We start from the raw sequence: 17,607 nt of genomic DNA, 5'->3' as shown, positions 1-17,607 counted from the left end.
GGTCCCTCAGACGAGCGCCTTGGCTTCGTCGTCCATCGTGCCGGCGACTTCGTCCCCGTAGAGGATCATGTCGGTGTGCGCCGCGCCCGACGGGATCATCGGGAAGCAGTTGGCTTCCTTGGTGACGAGGCAATCGACGATCACCGGCCCATCATGGTCGATCATCGCCTGGATGCCGGCGTCGAGCTGGCTTTCATCCTCGATGCGGATGCCCTTCCAGCCATAGGCTTCGGCGAGCTTCACGAAATCGGGCAGGCTGTCCGAATAGGAGTTAGAATAGCGGCTTTCGTAGGTCAGTTCCTGCCACTGGCGGACCATGCCCATCCATTCGTTGTTGAGGATGAACACCTTGACCGGCAGACGGTACTGCGTGGCGGTGCCCAGCTCCTGGATGTTCATCTGGATCGAGGCGTCGCCCGCGACGTCGATCACCAGCGTGTCCGGGTTGCCCAGCTGCGCGCCGATCGCGGCGGGCAGGCCATAGCCCATCGTGCCGAGGCCACCCGAGGTGAGCCACTTGTTGGGCTTCTGGAACGGGAAGTACTGCGCCGCCCACATCTGGTGCTGGCCGACTTCGGTGGCGATGATCGGATCGCGATCCTGGGTGAGGGCATGGAGCCGCTCGACCGCGTACTGGGGCATGATCTCGCCCTTCTTGCGACGCGGATAGGCGAGGCTGTTGCGTGCGCGCCAGCCATCGATGCGGGCATACCATTCGGCCTGATCGACCTTCTGGCAGCCGGCTTCCAGCCAGCCTTCGATGATCTGGCCGAGCACCTTGGCGCAATCGCCGATCAGCGGCAGGTCGACGCGCACGGTCTTGTTGATCGAGGCGCGATCGATGTCGATGTGGATCTTCTTGCTGTTGGGCGCGAAGGCATCGAGGCGGCCGGTGACGCGATCGTCGAAGCGGGCGCCGACGCAGACAATCAGGTCCGCCCGGTTCATCGCCATGTTGGCTTCATAGGTTCCGTGCATGCCGAGCATGCCGAGCCAGGCCGGGTCTTCGGCGGGGAAAGCGCCGAGGCCCATCAGCGTGGACGTGACGGGCGCACCGGTCAGCTTCTGCAGTTCGCGAAGCAGGCGGGTAGCTTCGGGCCCGGAATTGATCACGCCGCCGCCGGTGTAGAGGATCGGCGCCTGCGCCGCGGCGATCATGCGCACCGCTTCGGCGATATCGTCGGCCGGCGCCTGAACCTGCGGGGTGTAGCGGTTGCGCTGCTGCGGGGCGACCGCATCCCACGCGGCCTGCGCGATCTGCACGTCCTTGGGAATGTCGATCACGACTGGGCCGGGGCGGCCTTCGGTGGCGATGCGGAACGCCTCGTCGATCGTCGCGGCGAGCTGCGCCGGGTCTTTCACCAGATAGTTGTGCTTGGTGCAGTGGCGCGTGATGCCGACGGTATCGGCTTCCTGGAACGCGTCCGAACCGATCAGGCCGGTGGGCACCTGGCCGGTGATGACGACGAGCGGGATCGAATCCATGAAGGCATCGGCAATGCCGGTGACGGCATTGGTCGCACCCGGGCCCGAAGTCACCAGCACGACGCCGGGTTTGCCGGTGGCGCGGGCATAGCCTTCGGCTGCGTGGGCCGCGCCGGCTTCGTGGCGGACGAGGATGTGGCGGATGCGTTCATCGCCGAAAAGGGCGTCGTAGATCGGCAGCACAGCGCCGCCGGGATAGCCGAACACGAATTCGACGCCCTTGGCGACCAGGCTCTCGACGAGGATTTCGGCGCCGCTGCGCTCGGTTTTCACGCGACAATTCCCTTGCTTGCGAAGGCCCGCCCCATAGCGCCGGGGGGACCCGAACGAAACACCTTGTGACGACCCTGACGGACGTTCTGCATCGCCTGAGCCGAAAATATTTCGGCCCGGCGCATTGCCTGCGCCGGGCCGTCTCTCCCACCTCGGGACACCCGACAAGATGCCGGGCAATTGACGGCTTGCTACGTGATACAAAACTATCTGTCAATCACTGGATTGCGCAATAAACTTACGGCGTGGGCGGTGTCAATGGAATTTTCGAACGTCATCCGAGGCCAGTGACCCGGATTCTGGTGCCGCAACCAGGTATATTGCCGCTTGGCGTAGTTTCGCGTCGCCTGCTGACCGGCGCGAATCGCCTCTTCCTGCGATATTTCGCCGCGCAGGAAGGCGGCAATTTCGGGCACACCGATCGCGCGCATGACGGGAAGGGCGGGGTCGAGTCCGCGCGCAAGCAGCGCTTCCACTTCGCCCAGCGCGCCGCCTTCCCACATGCGGGCAAAACGCTGGTCGCAGCGGGCATAGAGCCAGTCGCGCTCGGGCAGCAGGATCAGCGGGTGAAGGGTAACGCTCTCGCCGATGCCGCCCTCGCGCGCCGCCTGCCAGTCGGCCAGCGGCCGTCCGGTGCTGCGCACGACTTCGAGCGCGCGGGCGATACGGGTCGTGTCGTTGGGATGGAGTGCGGCGGCGCGATCCGGGTCCTCCCGGCGCAGCGCATCGAAGGCTTCAGCGACGGTGAGGGCGCGTACTTCGGCGCGGATGGCGGGATCGATCTCCGGCACCGGGGCGATCCCGTCGAGCAGGGTGCGGATATAGAGGCCGGTGCCGCCGACCAGGATCGGCAGCGCGCCATGCGCCTGGGCGCGCTCGATCTCGGTTCGTGCGGCGGCGGCCCACTCGGCGGCCGAGCAGGCGTGTGCGCCGTCCCACGCGCCGAACAGGCGGTGGGGCACGCCGAGCATCTCTTCCTCCGAGGGGCGCGCGCTGAGCACGGCGAGATCGGCATAGACCTGCGCGCTGTCGGCGTTGATGACGACGGCTTCGCGCCCGTCCGCGCGCTCGGCCAGCGCCAGCGTGACCGCGAGATCGCTCTTGCCGCTGGCGGTCGGCCCTGCAATGAGCGCCAGCCTCGGCTTGGCGTCCTGCGGCTCGCCTGACTCTCTAGATAAGGAACTTCCGGTGCTCATCGCGCGGCTGATAGCAGACCCTGACACGCTTGGTGACAATCTTGCGCTCGCCATGGAACTGATCGAGGCGCGCGGCTGGGACGTGGCCGGGGCGGGCATGCTCGAATTCTGCACCAACGTGCTCGAGCTCGAACTGGTCGAGGGCGATCCGGCGCAAGTGCGCGCCATTCTCGACCAGTGCTTCCCGGACAGCGACCTGCTGCTGTCGCACCAGCCGTTCAGCGTTCCGAACCTGTTCGTTTCGGACATGGATTCGACGATGATCGGGCAGGAATGCATCGACGAGCTGGCCGATTTCGCGGGCCTGAAGGATCGCATCGCGGCGATCACCGAGCGCGCGATGCAGGGCGAGCTCGATTTCGAAAGCGCGCTGCGCGAACGCGTCGGCCTGCTGAAAGACTTGCCAGAGGCGGCGATCCGCCAGTGCCTCGACGAGCGCATTCGCCCGATGCCGGGCGCGCGCACGCTGGTTTCCACGCTGAAGGCGCGCGGCTGCCACACCGTGCTGGTGACGGGCGGTTTCCATTCCTTCGCTGATCCGGTGGCAGAGATGCTGGGGTTCGATCGCGTGGTCGGCAACCGGCTGGGCCTGCACGACGGTGTGCTGACCGGGGGGCTTGTCGGCGGGATCGTCGACAGCTCGGTCAAGAAGAAGGTGCTGCTGGAGGAAACCGCGCGGCTGGGCGAGGGCACGATCAGCCTGGCGACCGGCGATGGCGCCAACGACATCCCGATGATCGAGGCGGCAAGCTTCGGCCTGGCCTATCGCGCCAAGCCCAAGGCCCGCGCCGCCGCCGATGGCTGGATCGACCGTGGCGACCTGACCGCGATACTCGACCTGCTGGGCATCGCGCGTTCGGATTGGGTCGTCGACTGATCAGGCGAAAGCTTGCGCGCCGCGACGGCGGTGCGCAAGCACGCGAGCGAGCAACGCGGCAAGCGCCAGTATGGTCATCACAAGGCCGACCTGGCGCGTTTCCGGCACCGGAATGCGCTTGGCATAGGCGAGGGTGAAGATCAGCCAGATTACGTGGATGCCCGTGGCGTGAAGGCGCTTCCAGTTCCGGCCCAGCGCGCGCATGGCGGCGTCGTTCGATGTCAGCGCCATCGCCAGTATGAACAGGTAGGCAATCCCGCCAGGGATCAGTGAGGCCAGTGGGCGCGGCGCGGGATCGAGCCGGAGAGCCATGATCAGCGCGAGAAGATGGACGGTGTGGCTTGCGGCAAAGCCCAGGCCCCACCACCGCCTCTGCCGGGCGAGCGACCGGCTCCATGGGGCGGGGGACAGGCGAACGAGCGACGAGGCGAGATAGGTCGTCAGGAAGATCGGAAAACCGACGCGGGCTGTCCAGCGGGCAGCAAGGTGCCAGCCAAGGTACGGCGTCGTGCCCATGACGAGGCCTGCTGCCAGCGCGGACAGCGACAGCGCCAACCCGAGCGCCAACGGCCACGTGCGTTTCATGTCCTCACCCCCCCGTTTGGCGAAATTCTGCACCGTGTCTTGCCGGCTGGCAAGCGCTGGCCCGGGGTGGGAATTGACGTTGTATTTACAGTGATGTTAGTATTTGGTTGCAGAGTATCGGGAGAATCGACGTGAACGCCATGACCGCTCCGTTGCAGGCCGACCTGCCGCTCTATGACGAGCGCCGCCCGGAACTGAAGCTGCGCCCGCTGAAGGCGTGGCGTCATTTCCGTGAGCTGCTGAAGAACAAGGAAAACACCGAAGAGGTGTTCCACATCTTCGAATCGCTGCCGTGGCGCAATCTCAAGCCCACGGCGCTGGCATTCCTGAAGAGCGAGCGGGGCCAGACCCTGCGCGCCCGCGAAGTGCGCCTGCCGCTGATCCTCGACGATCACCCGCGGCTGCGCGCAATGCCCGAGGGCTCGGTCGCGCACGCCTATTGCGACTTCATGGAGCGCGAAGGGCTGACCGCGCAGGGGCTGGTCGACGAGTTCGACAAGTTCGCGGCAGACAAGCCCAAGTTCGACGACCAGTTCATCTGGTACCTGAACCGCATGCGCGACGTGCACGATCTGCTCCACGTGCTGACCGGCTATGGCCGCGATGCGCTGGGCGAGGCCTGCGTGCTCGCCTTCACCTACAGCCAGCAGCCGAGCCCGGCGCACCTGTTCATCGGCTACATGGCCGGTCTCAACATGAAGAAGCAGGTCAAGAGCGACGCGCCGGTGCTGAAGGCGGTGCGCGAGGGGCAGAAGCTGGGCAAGGCGTGCCCGCGCCTGTGCGAACAGTCGATCCTCGACCTGCTGCCGATGCCGCTGGAAGAAGCGCGGCGGAAGCTGAACATCACGCGGCCGGTGCATTATCACGCGGCGCACGATGCGTGGCGGGCGCTGGGCGTCGATCCCTATGATCTGCTGGGGCAGAACGCGAAGAAGGCGGCTTAAAGCGCGGCGATCAGCGCCTGGGCGGCTGCCGGGTTACGCGGCTTCTCGCCGGAAATGAACAGCATGTAGACATCGCGCCCGCCCTGCGTCCAATCGCGGGCGCGGGTGGCCCATTCGGCGATGGCTGCGGCGCTGTAGCCGGCCGGGTGGTCGGCGCTCGATCGCTGCAACCGGGCATACGTGAAGTCGGCGGTCTGTTCGTCGATCTGCGGAAACTCCGCGCTGTCGGCATAGACCACGGCCATGTTGCGCGCGCGGGCAAGGTCGAGGAAAGCAGGATCGCGGAAGCTTTCGTCGCGCACTTCGAGCGCGTGGCGCAGCGGCATGCCGTTCTGCGCATCGGGGATCAGGTCGAGGAAACGGGCGAAGTCATCGCGCTCGAACCGCTTGCCGTCGGGGAACTGCCACAGGATCGGGCCGAGCTTGGGCCCGAGTTCGGTCAAGCCCTGGCCCAGGAACTTGGCGATGGATTCGCCGCCGTCCGCCAGCACCTTGCGCTGTGTGGAATAGCGCGAAGCCTTCAGGCTGAAGCGGAAACCATCGGGCGCGGCGGCGGCCCAGGTGGCGAAGCTCTGCGCCTTCTGGCGGCCGTAGTAAGTCGCGTTGATCTCGATGCAGGTGAGGTGCGCGGCGGCGTATTCGAGCTCGCGCTTGTGCGGCAGGCCCTCGGGGTAGAAGGCCCCGCCGCGCCAGGGTTCGTAGGTCCACCCGCCGACGCCGACGCGGATGGACCCGGAACTCACGCTTCCATCCACTCGCGGAAGAAGGCCTCGTTGGCTTCGCGCAAGGCGGCAACGGAAACGCCCGCCACCTGCGACCCGCCGACCGCGCCAATCCGCGTGGCGCCGTCCAGCACGGTCTCCGCCGCGGTGGTGACGATGTAACGCGACTGGTCCTCGCCAAAGGCCTTGGCCGTATCGAGCGCGATGTCGAGCGTGCAGCCCTTGTTTCCGGAAAGCGCCATTTCGGCGAGCGCGACGAGCAGGCCGCCGTCGGAGATATCGTGCACGGCGGTAAGCTTGCCGTCGGCGATCCATTCGCGGACCTGTTCGCCGTTGCGGCGTTCGGCGGCAAGATCGACCTTCGGCGCATCGCCGGCTTCGCGGCCCGCGATTTCGCGCAGCCACAGCGACTGGCCAAGGTGGGTGCCTTCACCGCCCAACAGCCAGATCGCATCGCCTTCGTTCTTGAACGCGACGGTTGTCATGACTTCGTGATCGAGCATCAGGCCGACGCCGCCGATGGCGGGGGTGGGCAGGATGGCCGAGCCGCCGCCGGTCGCCTTGGATTCGTTGTAGAGCGAGACGTTGCCCGACACGATCGGGTAGTCGAGCGCACGGCAGGCATCGCCCATGCCGTTCAGCGCCTCGACGATCTGGGCCATGATTTCCGGCCGCTGCGGGTTGGCGAAGTTCAGGCAGTTGGTGATGGCGAGCGGCGTTGCACCGACTGCGCAGATGTTGCGGAAGGTTTCGGCCACCGCCTGCTTGCCGCCTTCGTATGGGTCGGCATAGCAGTAGCGCGGGGTGCAGTCGGTGCTGATCGCCAGCGCCTTTTCGGTGCCGTGAACGCGCACGACCGCAGCGTCGCCGCCCGACTTCTGCAGCGTATCCGCGCCCACCTGGCTGTCGTACTGTTCGAAGATCCAGCGGCGGTTGGCGAGATCGGGGCAGCCGATCAGCTTGACGAGGTCTGCGCCAAGGTCGGTGCTGGCGGGGACATTCCCCAGCGGTTCGACCTTGGCCCAGGCCTTGTATTCGTCCAGCGAAAGATGCGGGCGGTCGTAGAGCGGCGCGTCTTCGGCGAGGGGGCCAAGCGGGATGTCGCACACCGTCTCGCCCTGGAAGGTCAGGACCATGTGGCCGGTGTCGGTCACTTCGCCGATCACGGCAAAGTCCAGCTCCCACTTCCTGAAGATGGCTTCGGCCATGGCTTCCTTGCCGGGCTTGAGCACCATGAGCATGCGCTCCTGGCTTTCCGACAGCATCATCTCGTAGGGCGTCATGCCCTCTTCGCGGCAGGGCACCTTGTCCATGTCGAGGATGATGCCAGCCTTGCCGTTGGTGGCCATTTCCACCGACGAGGAGGTGAGGCCCGCCGCGCCCATGTCCTGGATCGCGACGATGGCGTCGGTCGCCATCAGTTCGAGGCAAGCTTCGATCAGCAGCTTTTCGGTGAAGGGATCGCCCACCTGCACGGTGGGGCGCTTTTCCTCGCTCTTCTCGTCGAAGTCGGCGCTGGCCATCGTTGCGCCGTGGATGCCGTCGCGCCCGGTCTTGGAGCCGACATAGACGATCGGATTGCCGAGGCCGGTGGCCGCCGAATAGAAGATCTTGTCGGTATCGGCCACGCCCACGGTCATCGCATTGACCAGGATGTTGCCGTCATAGGCCTTGTGGAAGTTGGTTTCGCCGCCGACGGTGGGCACGCCGACGCAGTTGCCGTAGCCGCCGATGCCCGCGACCACGCCCTGAACCAGATGTTTCATCTTCGGATGATCGGGCCGGCCGAAGCGCAGCGCGTTCATGTTGGCGACGGGACGCGCGCCCATCGTGAACACGTCGCGCAGGATGCCGCCGACACCGGTCGCCGCACCCTGATAGGGTTCGATGTACGAAGGGTGGTTGTGGCTTTCCATCTTGAAGATGGCGGCCTGGCCATCGCCGATGTCGATCACGCCGGCGTTCTCGCCGGGGCCGCAGATCACCCAGGGGGCCTCGGTCGGCAGCTTCTTCAAGTGGATGCGGCTCGACTTGTACGAGCAATGCTCCGACCACATCACCGAAAAGATGCCGAGCTCGACAAGGTTCGGCTCGCGACCGAGCGCGTTCAGGACGCGCTGGTATTCTTCCTCGGACAGCCCGTGGGCGGCGACGACGTCTGGCGTGATCTGAGACATGCGCCGCCCCTTAGCGCCGCCGGAACGAAAGGGCTAGTCCGCGAGGATGTCCTCACCATGATCGAGGAAGCGGGCGATCAGGCGGTCGGTTTCGGGGCTGTCGATCAGCGTTCCGGCAAATTCGCGCGCGGTCTGGCCAAGTATCTCCTGCTGCGGCGTGCCCGCTTCGATCATGCGGGCAAGCCGCCGCGTCGCGGCGATACCGATGCGCGGTCGCGCGGCGTATTCCTGCGCCAGTTCGAGACCGCGCGCCCGCGCATCGACCACCAGTTCGTCGACGATGCCAAGCCGGTACGCCTCTTGCGGGGCGAACACTGCGCCGCGCATCACCGCGGCCGTCGCCCGCGCCGCACCGATCAGGCGCGCGAGCAGGTAATGCCCGCCGACCCCCGGAATGATCCCCAGCCGCGTTTCGGGAAGGCCGATGCGATAATCGCCGTCTTGCGCCACGCGCATGTCGAAGCTCAAGGCGAATTCGCAGCCGCCGCCCATGCACATGCCGTTGATCGCGGCCACGGTGGGGACCGGCGAATCGAGCATCGCCTGGATCAGGTCGAGGACGTTCGAGCCCTTGTCGAAGTTTTCGGGGCCGATCTTGCCTTCGGCCAAGGCGGTCGAAAGCTGGGCGATCTCGCCCACGTCGTAGTGGCGGATGAACACGCCTTCGAGCCCGCCGGTGACGAGCAGCGCGCCGACGCTGTCGTCCGCCTGTGCACGGCGCACGGTGTCGAGCAGATCGGCCGCCATGCGCGCGTTCATGTAGCCGCGCGGGGTATTGGTCAGCACGATTTCCAGCACGCGGCCGTGGCGGCGGGTGGCGACGGGGGAGGGGGTGTCGGTCATGCACGGTCTCCGGGAACGGCGGCGCTTCGGGCCACCCACGCACAGAGTGCGGCGATGACGAGGTAGGCGGCGATGGCGGTGAGCGATGCGGAAGGCCCGGCATCGGTGTTGCGCGGGCCGAACCAGTCGATCGCCTGCACCGCCAGCAGCACGACCGCGAGCACCGCAACCGGCAACAGGCGCGGGCGCCGCTTGCGCACGTAGAAGGCAAGCGCACCGAACGTCAGCGCGAGTTCGAGCGGCTTTTCGATCAGCGGCGCATTCCACAGGCCGAGCCCGAGCATCGGCGGGGCGCCCGCAAGGGTGAGGTCCGGGCGATGGACGACGAAGTCCAGCAGCCAGTGCGAGAGCACCACCAGCGCGGCGATCAACGCGGCGGTCCGGTCGCAATCGGCCAACCACACCAACACCGCCAGTGCGGCCGCGAAGGCAAGGCCTCCCAGCAGGCTGTGGGTATAGGGCGCCGAATCCAGCATCAGCCAGTTGCTCGCCGTCGCGCCCGGAACGAAGCGGAAATGTTCGATGCCAACCATGGCAAAGGCGAAGAAGGCGATGTCGACGAGTTGCGCGCCGATCGCCAGCGTGCCGAGCCGGGGCGCCCGGCTATGCGCCGCGGCGACGAACGCCGCGCTCCAGTGTCCGATGAACATGTCCTCGTCCCCTCGGGCCGTTCACGCAGCCCTTTTCGTTGTCGGCCAAGCTTGACCCGCCGCCGCCGCCGGGTCAATGCTGGCATCGATGGGAACCCTACCTGATATCGCCGCGCTGTCGTTCGAAGAGGCGCTGAAGGCGCTCGAAGACGTCGTGCGCAAGCTTGAAAGCGGCGAAGCGCCGCTCGACGAATCGATCGAACTCTATGCCCGGGGCGATGCGCTGCGTGCCCATTGCCAGAAGCGGCTCGATGCGGCGCAGGCGCGGATCGAGGCGATCGTCTCGGATCGCGACGGCAAGCCGGTGGGCACGCGCCCGTTCGACGAAGCATCGGCATGAGCGCCATTTCCGCCACGGGTCTGCTGAAGCCCGCGCTCGTCCAGATCGCGCGCGAGATCGATGCGAGCTTCGATGCGCTGCTGCCCCTGGCCGGTGACCAGCGCGATCGCCTGGTCGAAGCCATGCGCTATGCCGCGATCGGCGGGGGCAAGCGGATGCGCCCGCTGCTGCTGGCGGCCACCGCGGGACTGTTCGGTGCCGACCGCACCTCTGCCATTCGCGCCGGCACCGCGATCGAAGCGATCCACGTCTATTCGCTGATCCATGACGACCTGCCGTGCATGGACGACGATGCCATGCGCCACGGCAAGCCCACCGTGCACAAGGCCTTCGACGAGGCGACCGCCGTGCTGGCAGGCGATGCGCTGCACGCCTTTGCCTTCGAAGTCCTGTCGGACCCGGCGATGAGCGGCGATCCGTTCGTGCGCATCGAACTTGTCCGCACGCTCGCCACGGCGAGCGGCATGGACGGCATGGCCGGCGGGCAGATGATGGACATCGAGGCGGAGAAGGGCAGCTTCGATCTGCAGACCGTTACCCGCCTGCAGCAGTTGAAGACCGGCGCCCTGTTGGGCGCGGCGGTGGAAATGGGCGCGATCCTGGGCCGCCTGCCGGTCGAAGGGCGCACCCCCTTGCGCGGCTATGCCCGCGATATCGGCCTTGCCTTCCAGATCGCCGACGACCTGCTCGATGCCGAAGGCGACGAGGAAGCCGCCGGCAAGGCGCTGCGCAAGGACGCGGCGGCGGGCAAGGAGACGTTTCTTTCGCTGCTCGGCGCAGAGCGCGCGCGCGAACAGGCGCGGATGCTGGTCGACCAGGCGATCGCGCACTTGTCCCACTTCGGCCCGGAGGCCGACCTGCTGCGCGAAATCGCGCGCTTCATCATCGAAAGGGATCGTTGAATGGCAGAGAGGATCGGGGTCTATCCCGGCACGTTTGACCCGATCACCCTCGGCCACCTCGACATCATCCGTCGCGGCGCCAAGCTGGTCGACAAGCTGATCATCGGCGTGACCACGAACATGTCGAAGAACCCGATGTTCACGCCCGACGAGCGCATGGCCATGGTCACGCGCGAGCTGGCCGAGCAGGGCATCGACAATGTCGAGGTGGTGGGCTTCAACGCGCTGCTGATGAAGTTCGCCCGCGCCCAGGGCGCCAGCGTCATCATCCGCGGCCTGCGTGCGGTGGCCGACTTCGAGTACGAATACCAGATGGCCGGCATGAACCAGCAGCTCGATGCCGAAATCGAGACGGTGTTCCTGATGGCCGACGTCTCGCTCCAGCCGATCGCGTCGAAGCTGGTGAAGGAAATCGCGCTGTTCGGCGGCGATATCAGCCAGTTCGTGACCCCGGCGATCCGCGAGGATGTGATCGCCCGCGTGGAAAAGGTCGGACGGCTGGGCGATTATTGAGGCCAAACGTGCATGTCTGGCGTGCAATCGTTCATTGCAGCGTCAGCGCGCGCATTCTATCGGCACAGCGAACAGGGCAGGGCCGTCCCGGTGCCTCCGCCGCGTGCCTCGAAGGTGATAACCGCATGAAGTTTCGTGTCTCCGGCTCGTTCGTCCTTGCCGCCGCCCTTTCCGCGATGATCGCGGGCCCGGCGCTGGCACAGAAGGAGAAGGCCGAAGTCCGTCCGTTCGACGTCCAGCGCGTCGAATCCTCGAAGTCGTTCCCTTACGCGGTGGACGTCGACCAGAGCCACGACCGCGAGAACATCCTGCTGCTCGACCTGTCGAACGGCGGGCGCGTCGCCATCCGCCTGATGCCGCAATGGGCGCCGCACCATGTCGAGCGGATCAAGGAGCTGGTGGGGCAGGGCTTCTACAACGGGATCATCTTCCACCGCGTGATCGACGGCTTCATGGCGCAGACCGGCGACCCGACGGGGACCGGCCAGGGCGGTTCGAAGCTGCCGGACCTTACCGCCGAGTTCAACGATGCGCCCCACGTGCGCGGCACCGTCTCGATGGCGCGCACCGATGATCCGAATTCGGCCAACAGCCAGTTCTTCATCGTGTTCTACCCGCGCATGGGGCTTGATCACAAATACACCGCCTTCGGTCGCGTGATCGCCGGCATGGACGTGGTCGACGCGATCCAGCGCGGCGAGCCGCCGGCGAACCCGACGCGCATCCTCCAGGCCTCGCTCGCTTCGGACAACAAGCCGCAGGCGATGCCCGCCGCCCCCGCCGCAGCGCCCGCGATCACCGCGGACATGCTGCGCAATTCCAAGTCGAACTGACGGCTTTCGCAACGGCCGGACGGACAGGCTCGAATTGATCGGCCAATCGCGCTAGGGGCCCCTCCCATGCGCGTTGACCTGTTCGATTTCGACCTTCCGCCCGAAAACATTGCCTTGCGCCCGGCGCGTCCGCGTGATTCCGCGCGGCTGCTGTGCGTGGGTGCGGAAGGGCCGTTCACCGATCACATCGTGCGCGATCTGCCGGGCTTGCTGCGCGCGGGCGACGTGCTGGTTTTCAACGACACGCGCGTCATCCCCGCCCAGCTCGAAGGCCAGCGGGGTGAGGCGCGGATCGGCGCGACGCTGCATAAGCGCGTGGACCTGCGCCGCTGGCAGGCGTTCGTGCGCAACGCCAAGCGCCTGCGCGAAGGCGACGAGATCGCGTTCGGGGCGGGCGTGACGGGCCACGCCGAAGCGCGCCACGCCGATGGCAGCTGGACGCTGTTCTTCCCGGGCGAAGAGCCGGTCGAAGTACTGCTCGAACGCGCCGGGCGGATGCCGCTGCCCCCCTATATCGCCGGAAAGCGGCCGACCGACGAACAGGACCGCGCCGACTACCAGACGATGTTCGCGGCCAAGGATGGCGCCGTTGCCGCCCCGACGGCGGCGCTGCATTTTACCCCTGAGCTCATGGCCGCGCTGGCCGACGCCGGCGTGCGTACCGAGACGCTGACGCTGCACGTGGGCGCGGGCACGTTCCTGCCGGTGAAGGCCGAGGATACCGACGACCACGCGATGCACGCCGAATGGGGCACGATCGATGCCGCCACCTGCGACCGGCTCAACGCCGCGCGCGCCGCCGGGCATCGCGTGATCGCGGTGGGCACCACCAGCCTGCGCCTGCTGGAAAGCGCGGCGGGCGAGGACAGGATCATCCGTCCGTTCGAGGGCGACACCGCGATCTTCATCACGCCGGGCTACACCTTCCGCGCGGTCGACGGGCTGATGACAAACTTCCACTTGCCCAAGTCGACTCTGATGATGCTGGTCAGCGCGCTGATGGGCCGCGATCGGATGATGGCCGCCTATGCCCATGCCATCGCCAGCGGCTACCGCTTCTACAGCTACGGGGATTCGTCGCTGCTGCTGCCGTGATGCCCCGCAATCCGGCGGCCAACTAAGGCGGGTCACGCCTATTGAGTCGCCATGCCGGCCAAGTACCTTTCGCGCCGAAACGCGGACGAGGGGGCGATTCGGATCATGAAGACGAAGCGATTGGCGCGGGCTTCGGGCCTGCCACTGGTCTTGCTGGCGCTGGTGGCCGCCGCGCCCGATCCGCAAGGGGTTTCCCCCGAACCCTGGGGCTACGACCTTTCGGCGCTCGATCGATCGGCGAACCCCGGAGACAGCTTCGATGACTTCGCCAACGGCGCGTGGAAGGCGCGCGTCAAGATCCCCGACGACCGGCAGAGCTGGTCGGTGGGCGCAATCGGGCAGGAACTGGTGTCGAGCCAGCTGCGCACCCTGCTTGAACAGGCGGCCGCGCAGGCGCCGCGCAAGCCGGTGACGGAACAGCAGAAGATCGGCGCCTACTACGCATCGTTCATGGACGAGGCGCGGGTCGAACGGCTGGGGCTTTCGCCGCTCAAGGCCGATCTGGACGCGATCAAGGCGACGACGACGCGCGAAGCGCTCGCCGCGCGCATGGGGCGCACCAACGAAGGCTTCGACGGCTCGCTGTTCGGGGCGCAGGTCTTCCCCGATCTGCGCAACCCGGAAATGAGCGCGCCCTACATCGGCCAGGCCGGCCTCGGCCTGCCGGACCGGGATTATTACCTGAAGCCCGAATTCCGGGAAAAGAAGGACGCCTATCAACGCTACGTCGCCAAGCTGCTGGGCCTGGCCGGCTGGCCCGATGCCGAGGCACAGGCGGCTGCGGTCGTCGCGTTCGAAACGCGGGTGGCAGAGGCGAGCTGGAGCAAGGTCGAGCAGCGCGACGTCACCAGGCTCTACAATCCGCGCACCCTTGCCCAGTTGCAGAAGGATGCGCCCGGCTTTGCGTGGGCGCCGTTCCTGAAGGCGGTGGGCTTTCCCGATAAGGTGGTGGTCGCCGAAGTGACCGCGATCCCCAAGATCGCGGCGATCTTTGGCGCGACGCCGGTCGAGACGCTGAAGGCGCGTGCCGCGTTCACCCTGATCGACAATGCGGCGGTGTTCCTGTCGAGCCCGTTCGCCAACGCCTATTTCGATTTCCACGGCGCGACGCTGGGGGGCGCCAAGGTCATTCAGCCGCGCTGGAAACGGGCCGTCCATGCGGTCTCGGGCGGCGACTTCCTCTATGGCGAGCGCAGCGAATACTTCGGCGCGATGGGATGGGCGGTGGGCGATGCCTATGTCGCCCGGCATTTCCCGCCGCAGTCCAAGGCCGCGATCGAAGCGCTGGTGGCGAACCTGCGCACCGCGTTCCGCGCCCGCATCGAAAAGACGGAATGGATGGCCCCCGCCACGAAAGCCGAAGCGCTGCGCAAGCTCGCCGCGATCCGCATCAAGGTCGGGTATCCCGATACGCCGCGCCGCGACTATGCCAGCCTTGCGATCGATCCCGCCGACCTGATCGGCAACGTGCGGCGGGCCGGCGCCTTCGAATGGCAGGTGCAGCGGCGCTTCATCGGCAAGCCGGTGGACAAGGGCGAATGGGCCATGACCCCGCAGACGATCGATGCCTACAACGGCGGGCCCAGCAACGAAATCGTGTTCCCCGCCGCCATTCTCCAGCCGCCCGAATTCGACGCGGGCTACGATGCGGCGATCAACTATGGCGACATGGGCAGCATCATCGGCCACGAACTGACCCACAGCTTCGACGACCAGGGTCGCATGCTCGATGCGACGGGCGCGCTGCGCGACTGGTGGAGCGCCAGCGATGCCGCGACCTACACCGCGCGGGCCAAGGTTCTGGGCGCGCAGTATTCGGCGTACGAACCGGTGCCCGGCGCGCACATCAACGGCGATCTGACCATGGGCGAAAACATCGCCGACCTCGGCGGCGTGCTGATCGCGCTCGATGCCTACCACGCCTCGCTGGGCGGGAAGGAAGCGCCGGTGATCGCCGGCTTCACCGGGGACCAGCGCTTCTTCCTCGGCTATGCGCAAGGGTGGCGCGGTGTGGCAAGGCCAGACGCGATCGCCAAACAGATCGCCAGCGACCCGCATTCGCCGCGCCGATACCGGATCGATGGCGTGGTCCGCAATGTCGATGCCTGGTACACCGCGTTCGGCATCCAGCCGGGAACGAAGCTCTACCTCGCACCCGAAGCGCGGGCGCGCGTGTGGTGACGGGCCTCAACCCGTAAACCAACTCCACAGCAGCCGCCCCGTCAGCCCAAGGCTCACCACCACTAGCAGCGGGCGGATCACCTTGGCGCCGTGGCGGGTGGCGAAGTGGCTGCCGATCACCGCTCCGGTCATCGCGCCTGCGCCCATGCACAGCCCCAGGATCCACATCGCCTGACCGCCGATGGTGAACACGATCACGCTGGCGATGTTGCTGGTGACGTTGAGATACTTGGTCAGCCCCGTTGCGCGCGTCAGGCCCAGACCCCGCAGCGCCACCAGCGTGGTGGTGAAGAACTGGCCTGCGCCGGGGCCGAAGAACCCGTCGTAGAAGGCAACGCCCGCGCCCACCGGCATGTAGCCCTTTTCACCCAGCCGCGCATGGCGATCGTCGTCGGTCATGCTGGGCGACAGCACAGTGTAAAGCGCCACCGCGATCAGCAGCACCGGCACCACCAGCTTGAGCACGTCGGTGCTGAGCCGCTGGATCGCGAGCGAGCCGATCAGCGCGCCCACGAATACCACCAGCGCGGTCGGCGCACTGGCGCGGAAGCTGAACAGGCCCGCGCGCCAATAGCGCCACGTGGCCATCGCCGTGCCGCACATCGACTGCACCTTGTTGGTACCAAGCACCACGTGCGGGGGCAGGGGCGTCGACAGCAGCACCGGCATCATCACCAGGCCGCCACCGCCCGCCACCGCATCGATGAAGCCGGTGAACACCGCCACCACCGTCAGCACGGGATAGAGCCACAGGTCGAGATGCGCCGGTTCGAGCATTTGCGCGCCATGGCGATTGCGCCTAAGGGCCGCAATCTTCTTTTTGGTCAGTATTCCCGATGACGCGTTTTTCCTTCCAGATCCACGCCACCGACGGCAAGGCCCGCACCGGCGTCATCCAGATGCAGCGCGGCGAAATCCGCACGCCCGCCTTCATGCCCGTCGGCACCGCCGCCACGGTCAAGGCGATGAAGGTGGAGGAGGTGCGCGCCGCCGGCGCCGACATCATCCTCGGCAACACCTACCACCTGATGCTGCGCCCCGGCGCCGAACGCGTGGCGCGGCTTGGCGGCCTGCACAAGTTCATGGGCTGGGACCGCCCGATCCTGACCGACAGCGGCGGCTACCAGGTGATGAGCCTGTCCGAGCTGCGCAAGATCACCGAGGAAGGCGTCACCTTCGCCAGCCACATCGACGGTTCGCGCCACATGCTCAGCCCCGAGCGCTCGATGGAGATCCAGCGCTTGCTCGGCAGCGACATCGTCATGTGCTTCGACGAATGCCCAAAGATCGACCAACCGCGCGACGTGATCGCCCGCTCGATGGAAATGTCGATGCGCTGGGCCCGTCGCAGCCGCGATGCGTTCGATGCGGGCGAGGAGCACGCGAGCCGCGCCGCGTTGTTCGGCATCCAGCAGGGTGCGCTTGACGAAGGCTTGCGCAAGGCGAGCGCCGATGCGCTGATCGACATCGGCTTCGACGGCTATGCCATCGGCGGCCTCGCCGTGGGCGAAGGCCAGCAGGCGATGTTCGAAACGCTCGAATTCGCGCCCGGCCAGCTTCCCGCCGACCGCCCCCGCTACCTGATGGGCGTAGGCAAGCCCGACGATCTGGTCGGCGCGGTGGAGCGCGGGGTCGACATGTTCGACTGCGTGCTGCCCACGCGTTCGGGCCGCAACGGCCAGGCCTTCACGTGGAACGGCCCGCTCAACATGCGCAATGCCCGCCATGCCGAGGATACCGGCCCCATCGACGAACGCTGCGCCTGTCCCACTTGCGCCAAGTACAGCCGCGCATACCTGCATCATCTGCACAAGACTGGCGAAATGTTGGGGGCGATCCTGCTTACCGAACACAACATCTGGTTCTACCAGCAATTGATGGCCGCCATGCGCGCCGCGATCGCAGACCAGCGGTTCGAGGCCTTCGCGCGCGATTTCCGGCGCGACTACTTCGAGAAGCGATGAACCGAGTTCGGATCGGACAACAAAGTA

Annotated in this window: 17 protein-coding genes; 9 read left to right on the top strand and 8 right to left on the bottom strand. The window is 66.7% G+C overall.

The features are described 5' to 3' along the window. Positions 1 to 6 precede the first annotated feature (6 nt). Both ilvB and miaA read right to left on the bottom strand, forming a co-directional pair. On the bottom strand, positions 7 to 1,758 hold the full coding sequence (gene ilvB / locus HHL27_RS08065; protein ID WP_169492898.1) for a biosynthetic-type acetolactate synthase large subunit: 1,752 nt from the start codon (positions 1,756 to 1,758) through the stop codon (positions 7 to 9). Between the two features lie 206 nt (positions 1,759 to 1,964). Further along, on the bottom strand, positions 1,965 to 2,954 hold the full coding sequence (miaA, locus tag HHL27_RS08060) for a tRNA (adenosine(37)-N6)-dimethylallyltransferase MiaA (RefSeq protein ID WP_169492897.1): 990 nt from the start codon (positions 2,952 to 2,954) through the stop codon (positions 1,965 to 1,967). Here miaA and serB point away from each other — a divergent pair. Further along, a complete protein-coding gene (gene serB / locus HHL27_RS08055; protein WP_169492896.1) occupies positions 2,947 to 3,831 on the top strand; it encodes a phosphoserine phosphatase SerB in 885 nt (294 codons plus the stop codon). The two genes, miaA and serB, sit on opposite strands and share 8 nt — an antisense overlap. Here the strand turns inward: serB and HHL27_RS08050 are convergent, their stop codons facing one another. Then, positions 3,832 to 4,416: a cytochrome b family protein gene (locus HHL27_RS08050; RefSeq protein WP_169492895.1), complete on the bottom strand. Its 585-nt coding sequence runs from the start codon at positions 4,414 to 4,416 to the stop codon at positions 3,832 to 3,834. Between the two features lie 140 nt (positions 4,417 to 4,556). Here HHL27_RS08050 and HHL27_RS08045 point away from each other — a divergent pair, with 140 nt between their 5' ends. Continuing rightward, the gene (locus HHL27_RS08045) at positions 4,557 to 5,360 is read left to right on the top strand and encodes a Coq4 family protein (protein ID WP_169493269.1); all 804 of its coding nucleotides are present in this window, start codon (positions 4,557 to 4,559) and stop codon (positions 5,358 to 5,360) included. Here the strand turns inward: HHL27_RS08045 and HHL27_RS08040 are convergent. From HHL27_RS08040 to HHL27_RS08025, 4 genes are read right to left on the bottom strand one after another with little or no spacing between them, the layout of a single operon-like run. Beyond that, a complete protein-coding gene (locus HHL27_RS08040; protein ID WP_169492894.1) occupies positions 5,357 to 6,103 on the bottom strand; it encodes a DUF72 domain-containing protein in 747 nt (248 codons plus the stop codon). The two genes, HHL27_RS08045 and HHL27_RS08040, sit on opposite strands and share 4 nt — an antisense overlap. Beyond that, positions 6,100 to 8,259, bottom strand: coding sequence for a phosphoribosylformylglycinamidine synthase subunit PurL (gene purL / locus HHL27_RS08035; RefSeq protein WP_169492893.1), 2,160 nt, complete (start codon positions 8,257 to 8,259; stop codon positions 6,100 to 6,102). Before purL ends, HHL27_RS08040 begins: the two co-directional genes overlap by 4 nt. 33 nt (positions 8,260 to 8,292) lie before the next feature. Then, positions 8,293 to 9,102 (bottom strand): enoyl-CoA hydratase/isomerase family protein, encoded by an 810-nt coding sequence (locus HHL27_RS08030; protein WP_169492892.1) that lies wholly within the window; start codon positions 9,100 to 9,102, stop codon positions 8,293 to 8,295. Next, entirely contained in the window at positions 9,099 to 9,752 is a 654-nt protein-coding gene (locus HHL27_RS08025; RefSeq protein WP_169492891.1) for a hypothetical protein, read from the bottom strand. Before HHL27_RS08025 ends, HHL27_RS08030 begins: the two co-directional genes overlap by 4 nt. 88 nt (positions 9,753 to 9,840) lie before the next feature. On the opposite strand from HHL27_RS08025, the gene HHL27_RS08020 reads away from it, so the two are divergent. The 6 genes from HHL27_RS08020 (at position 9,841) to HHL27_RS07995 (ending at position 15,616) form a co-directional block, all read left to right on the top strand. Then, positions 9,841 to 10,092 carry an exodeoxyribonuclease VII small subunit gene (locus HHL27_RS08020; protein WP_206069475.1) on the top strand — a complete coding sequence of 84 codons (252 nt, stop codon included), beginning with the start codon at positions 9,841 to 9,843 and terminating at the stop codon, positions 10,090 to 10,092. Beyond that, positions 10,089 to 10,994, top strand: coding sequence for a polyprenyl synthetase family protein (locus tag HHL27_RS08015; RefSeq protein ID WP_169492889.1), 906 nt, complete (start codon positions 10,089 to 10,091; stop codon positions 10,992 to 10,994). The genes HHL27_RS08020 and HHL27_RS08015 overlap by 4 nt, the downstream gene beginning before the upstream one ends. Beyond that, on the top strand, positions 10,995 to 11,507 hold the full coding sequence (gene coaD, locus HHL27_RS08010) for a pantetheine-phosphate adenylyltransferase (protein ID WP_169492888.1): 513 nt from the start codon (positions 10,995 to 10,997) through the stop codon (positions 11,505 to 11,507). A 125-nt stretch (positions 11,508 to 11,632) separates the two neighbouring features. After that, entirely contained in the window at positions 11,633 to 12,340 is a 708-nt protein-coding gene (locus HHL27_RS08005; protein ID WP_169492887.1) for a peptidylprolyl isomerase, read from the top strand. Between the two features lie 66 nt (positions 12,341 to 12,406). Then, positions 12,407 to 13,435, top strand: a complete 1,029-nt coding sequence (gene queA / locus HHL27_RS08000; protein WP_169492886.1) for a tRNA preQ1(34) S-adenosylmethionine ribosyltransferase-isomerase QueA — start codon at positions 12,407 to 12,409, stop codon at positions 13,433 to 13,435. A gap of 105 nt (positions 13,436 to 13,540) precedes the next feature. Then, on the top strand, positions 13,541 to 15,616 hold the full coding sequence (locus tag HHL27_RS07995) for a M13 family metallopeptidase (RefSeq protein ID WP_169492885.1): 2,076 nt from the start codon (positions 13,541 to 13,543) through the stop codon (positions 15,614 to 15,616). A 6-nt stretch (positions 15,617 to 15,622) separates the two neighbouring features. On the opposite strand, the gene HHL27_RS07990 is transcribed toward HHL27_RS07995, so the two are convergent. After that, positions 15,623 to 16,393 (bottom strand): TSUP family transporter, encoded by a 771-nt coding sequence (locus HHL27_RS07990; RefSeq protein ID WP_169492884.1) that lies wholly within the window; start codon positions 16,391 to 16,393, stop codon positions 15,623 to 15,625. A gap of 59 nt (positions 16,394 to 16,452) precedes the next feature. Between HHL27_RS07990 and tgt the strand changes: the two genes are divergently transcribed. Then, entirely contained in the window at positions 16,453 to 17,580 is a 1,128-nt protein-coding gene (gene tgt / locus HHL27_RS07985) for a tRNA guanosine(34) transglycosylase Tgt (RefSeq protein ID WP_169492883.1), read from the top strand. Positions 17,581 to 17,607 lie beyond the last annotated feature (27 nt).

This window comes from Novosphingobium olei (assembly GCF_012927405.1).
In the GTDB taxonomy this organism is placed as follows: domain Bacteria; phylum Pseudomonadota; class Alphaproteobacteria; order Sphingomonadales; family Sphingomonadaceae; genus Novosphingobium; species Novosphingobium olei.
Note: the sequence above shows the minus strand (reverse complement) of the source record. Positions and strands in the feature narration are given on the sequence as shown.

What these genes read in the sequence shown, in the direction of transcription:
- miaA (WP_169492897.1), bottom strand. Translation starts at nt 2,954, where the DNA reads ATGAGCACCGGAAGTTCCTTATCTAGAGAGTCAGGCGAGCCGCAGGAC.
- HHL27_RS08050 (WP_169492895.1), bottom strand. Translation starts at nt 4,416, where the DNA reads ATGAAACGCACGTGGCCGTTGGCGCTCGGGTTGGCGCTGTCGCTGTCC.
- HHL27_RS08045 (WP_169493269.1), top strand. Translation starts at nt 4,557, where the DNA reads ATGACCGCTCCGTTGCAGGCCGACCTGCCGCTCTATGACGAGCGCCGC.
- purL (WP_169492893.1), bottom strand. Translation starts at nt 8,259, where the DNA reads ATGTCTCAGATCACGCCAGACGTCGTCGCCGCCCACGGGCTGTCCGAG.
- HHL27_RS08030 (WP_169492892.1), bottom strand. Translation starts at nt 9,102, where the DNA reads ATGACCGACACCCCCTCCCCCGTCGCCACCCGCCGCCACGGCCGCGTG.
- HHL27_RS08025 (WP_169492891.1), bottom strand. Translation starts at nt 9,752, where the DNA reads ATGTTCATCGGACACTGGAGCGCGGCGTTCGTCGCCGCGGCGCATAGC.
- HHL27_RS08020 (WP_206069475.1), top strand. Translation starts at nt 9,841, where the DNA reads ATGGGAACCCTACCTGATATCGCCGCGCTGTCGTTCGAAGAGGCGCTG.
- HHL27_RS08015 (WP_169492889.1), top strand. Translation starts at nt 10,089, where the DNA reads ATGAGCGCCATTTCCGCCACGGGTCTGCTGAAGCCCGCGCTCGTCCAG.
- coaD (WP_169492888.1), top strand. Translation starts at nt 10,995, where the DNA reads ATGGCAGAGAGGATCGGGGTCTATCCCGGCACGTTTGACCCGATCACC.
- HHL27_RS08005 (WP_169492887.1), top strand. Translation starts at nt 11,633, where the DNA reads ATGAAGTTTCGTGTCTCCGGCTCGTTCGTCCTTGCCGCCGCCCTTTCC.
- queA (WP_169492886.1), top strand. Translation starts at nt 12,407, where the DNA reads ATGCGCGTTGACCTGTTCGATTTCGACCTTCCGCCCGAAAACATTGCC.
- HHL27_RS07995 (WP_169492885.1), top strand. Translation starts at nt 13,541, where the DNA reads ATGAAGACGAAGCGATTGGCGCGGGCTTCGGGCCTGCCACTGGTCTTG.
- HHL27_RS07990 (WP_169492884.1), bottom strand. Translation starts at nt 16,393, where the DNA reads ATGCTCGAACCGGCGCATCTCGACCTGTGGCTCTATCCCGTGCTGACG.
- tgt (WP_169492883.1), top strand. Translation starts at nt 16,453, where the DNA reads ATGACGCGTTTTTCCTTCCAGATCCACGCCACCGACGGCAAGGCCCGC.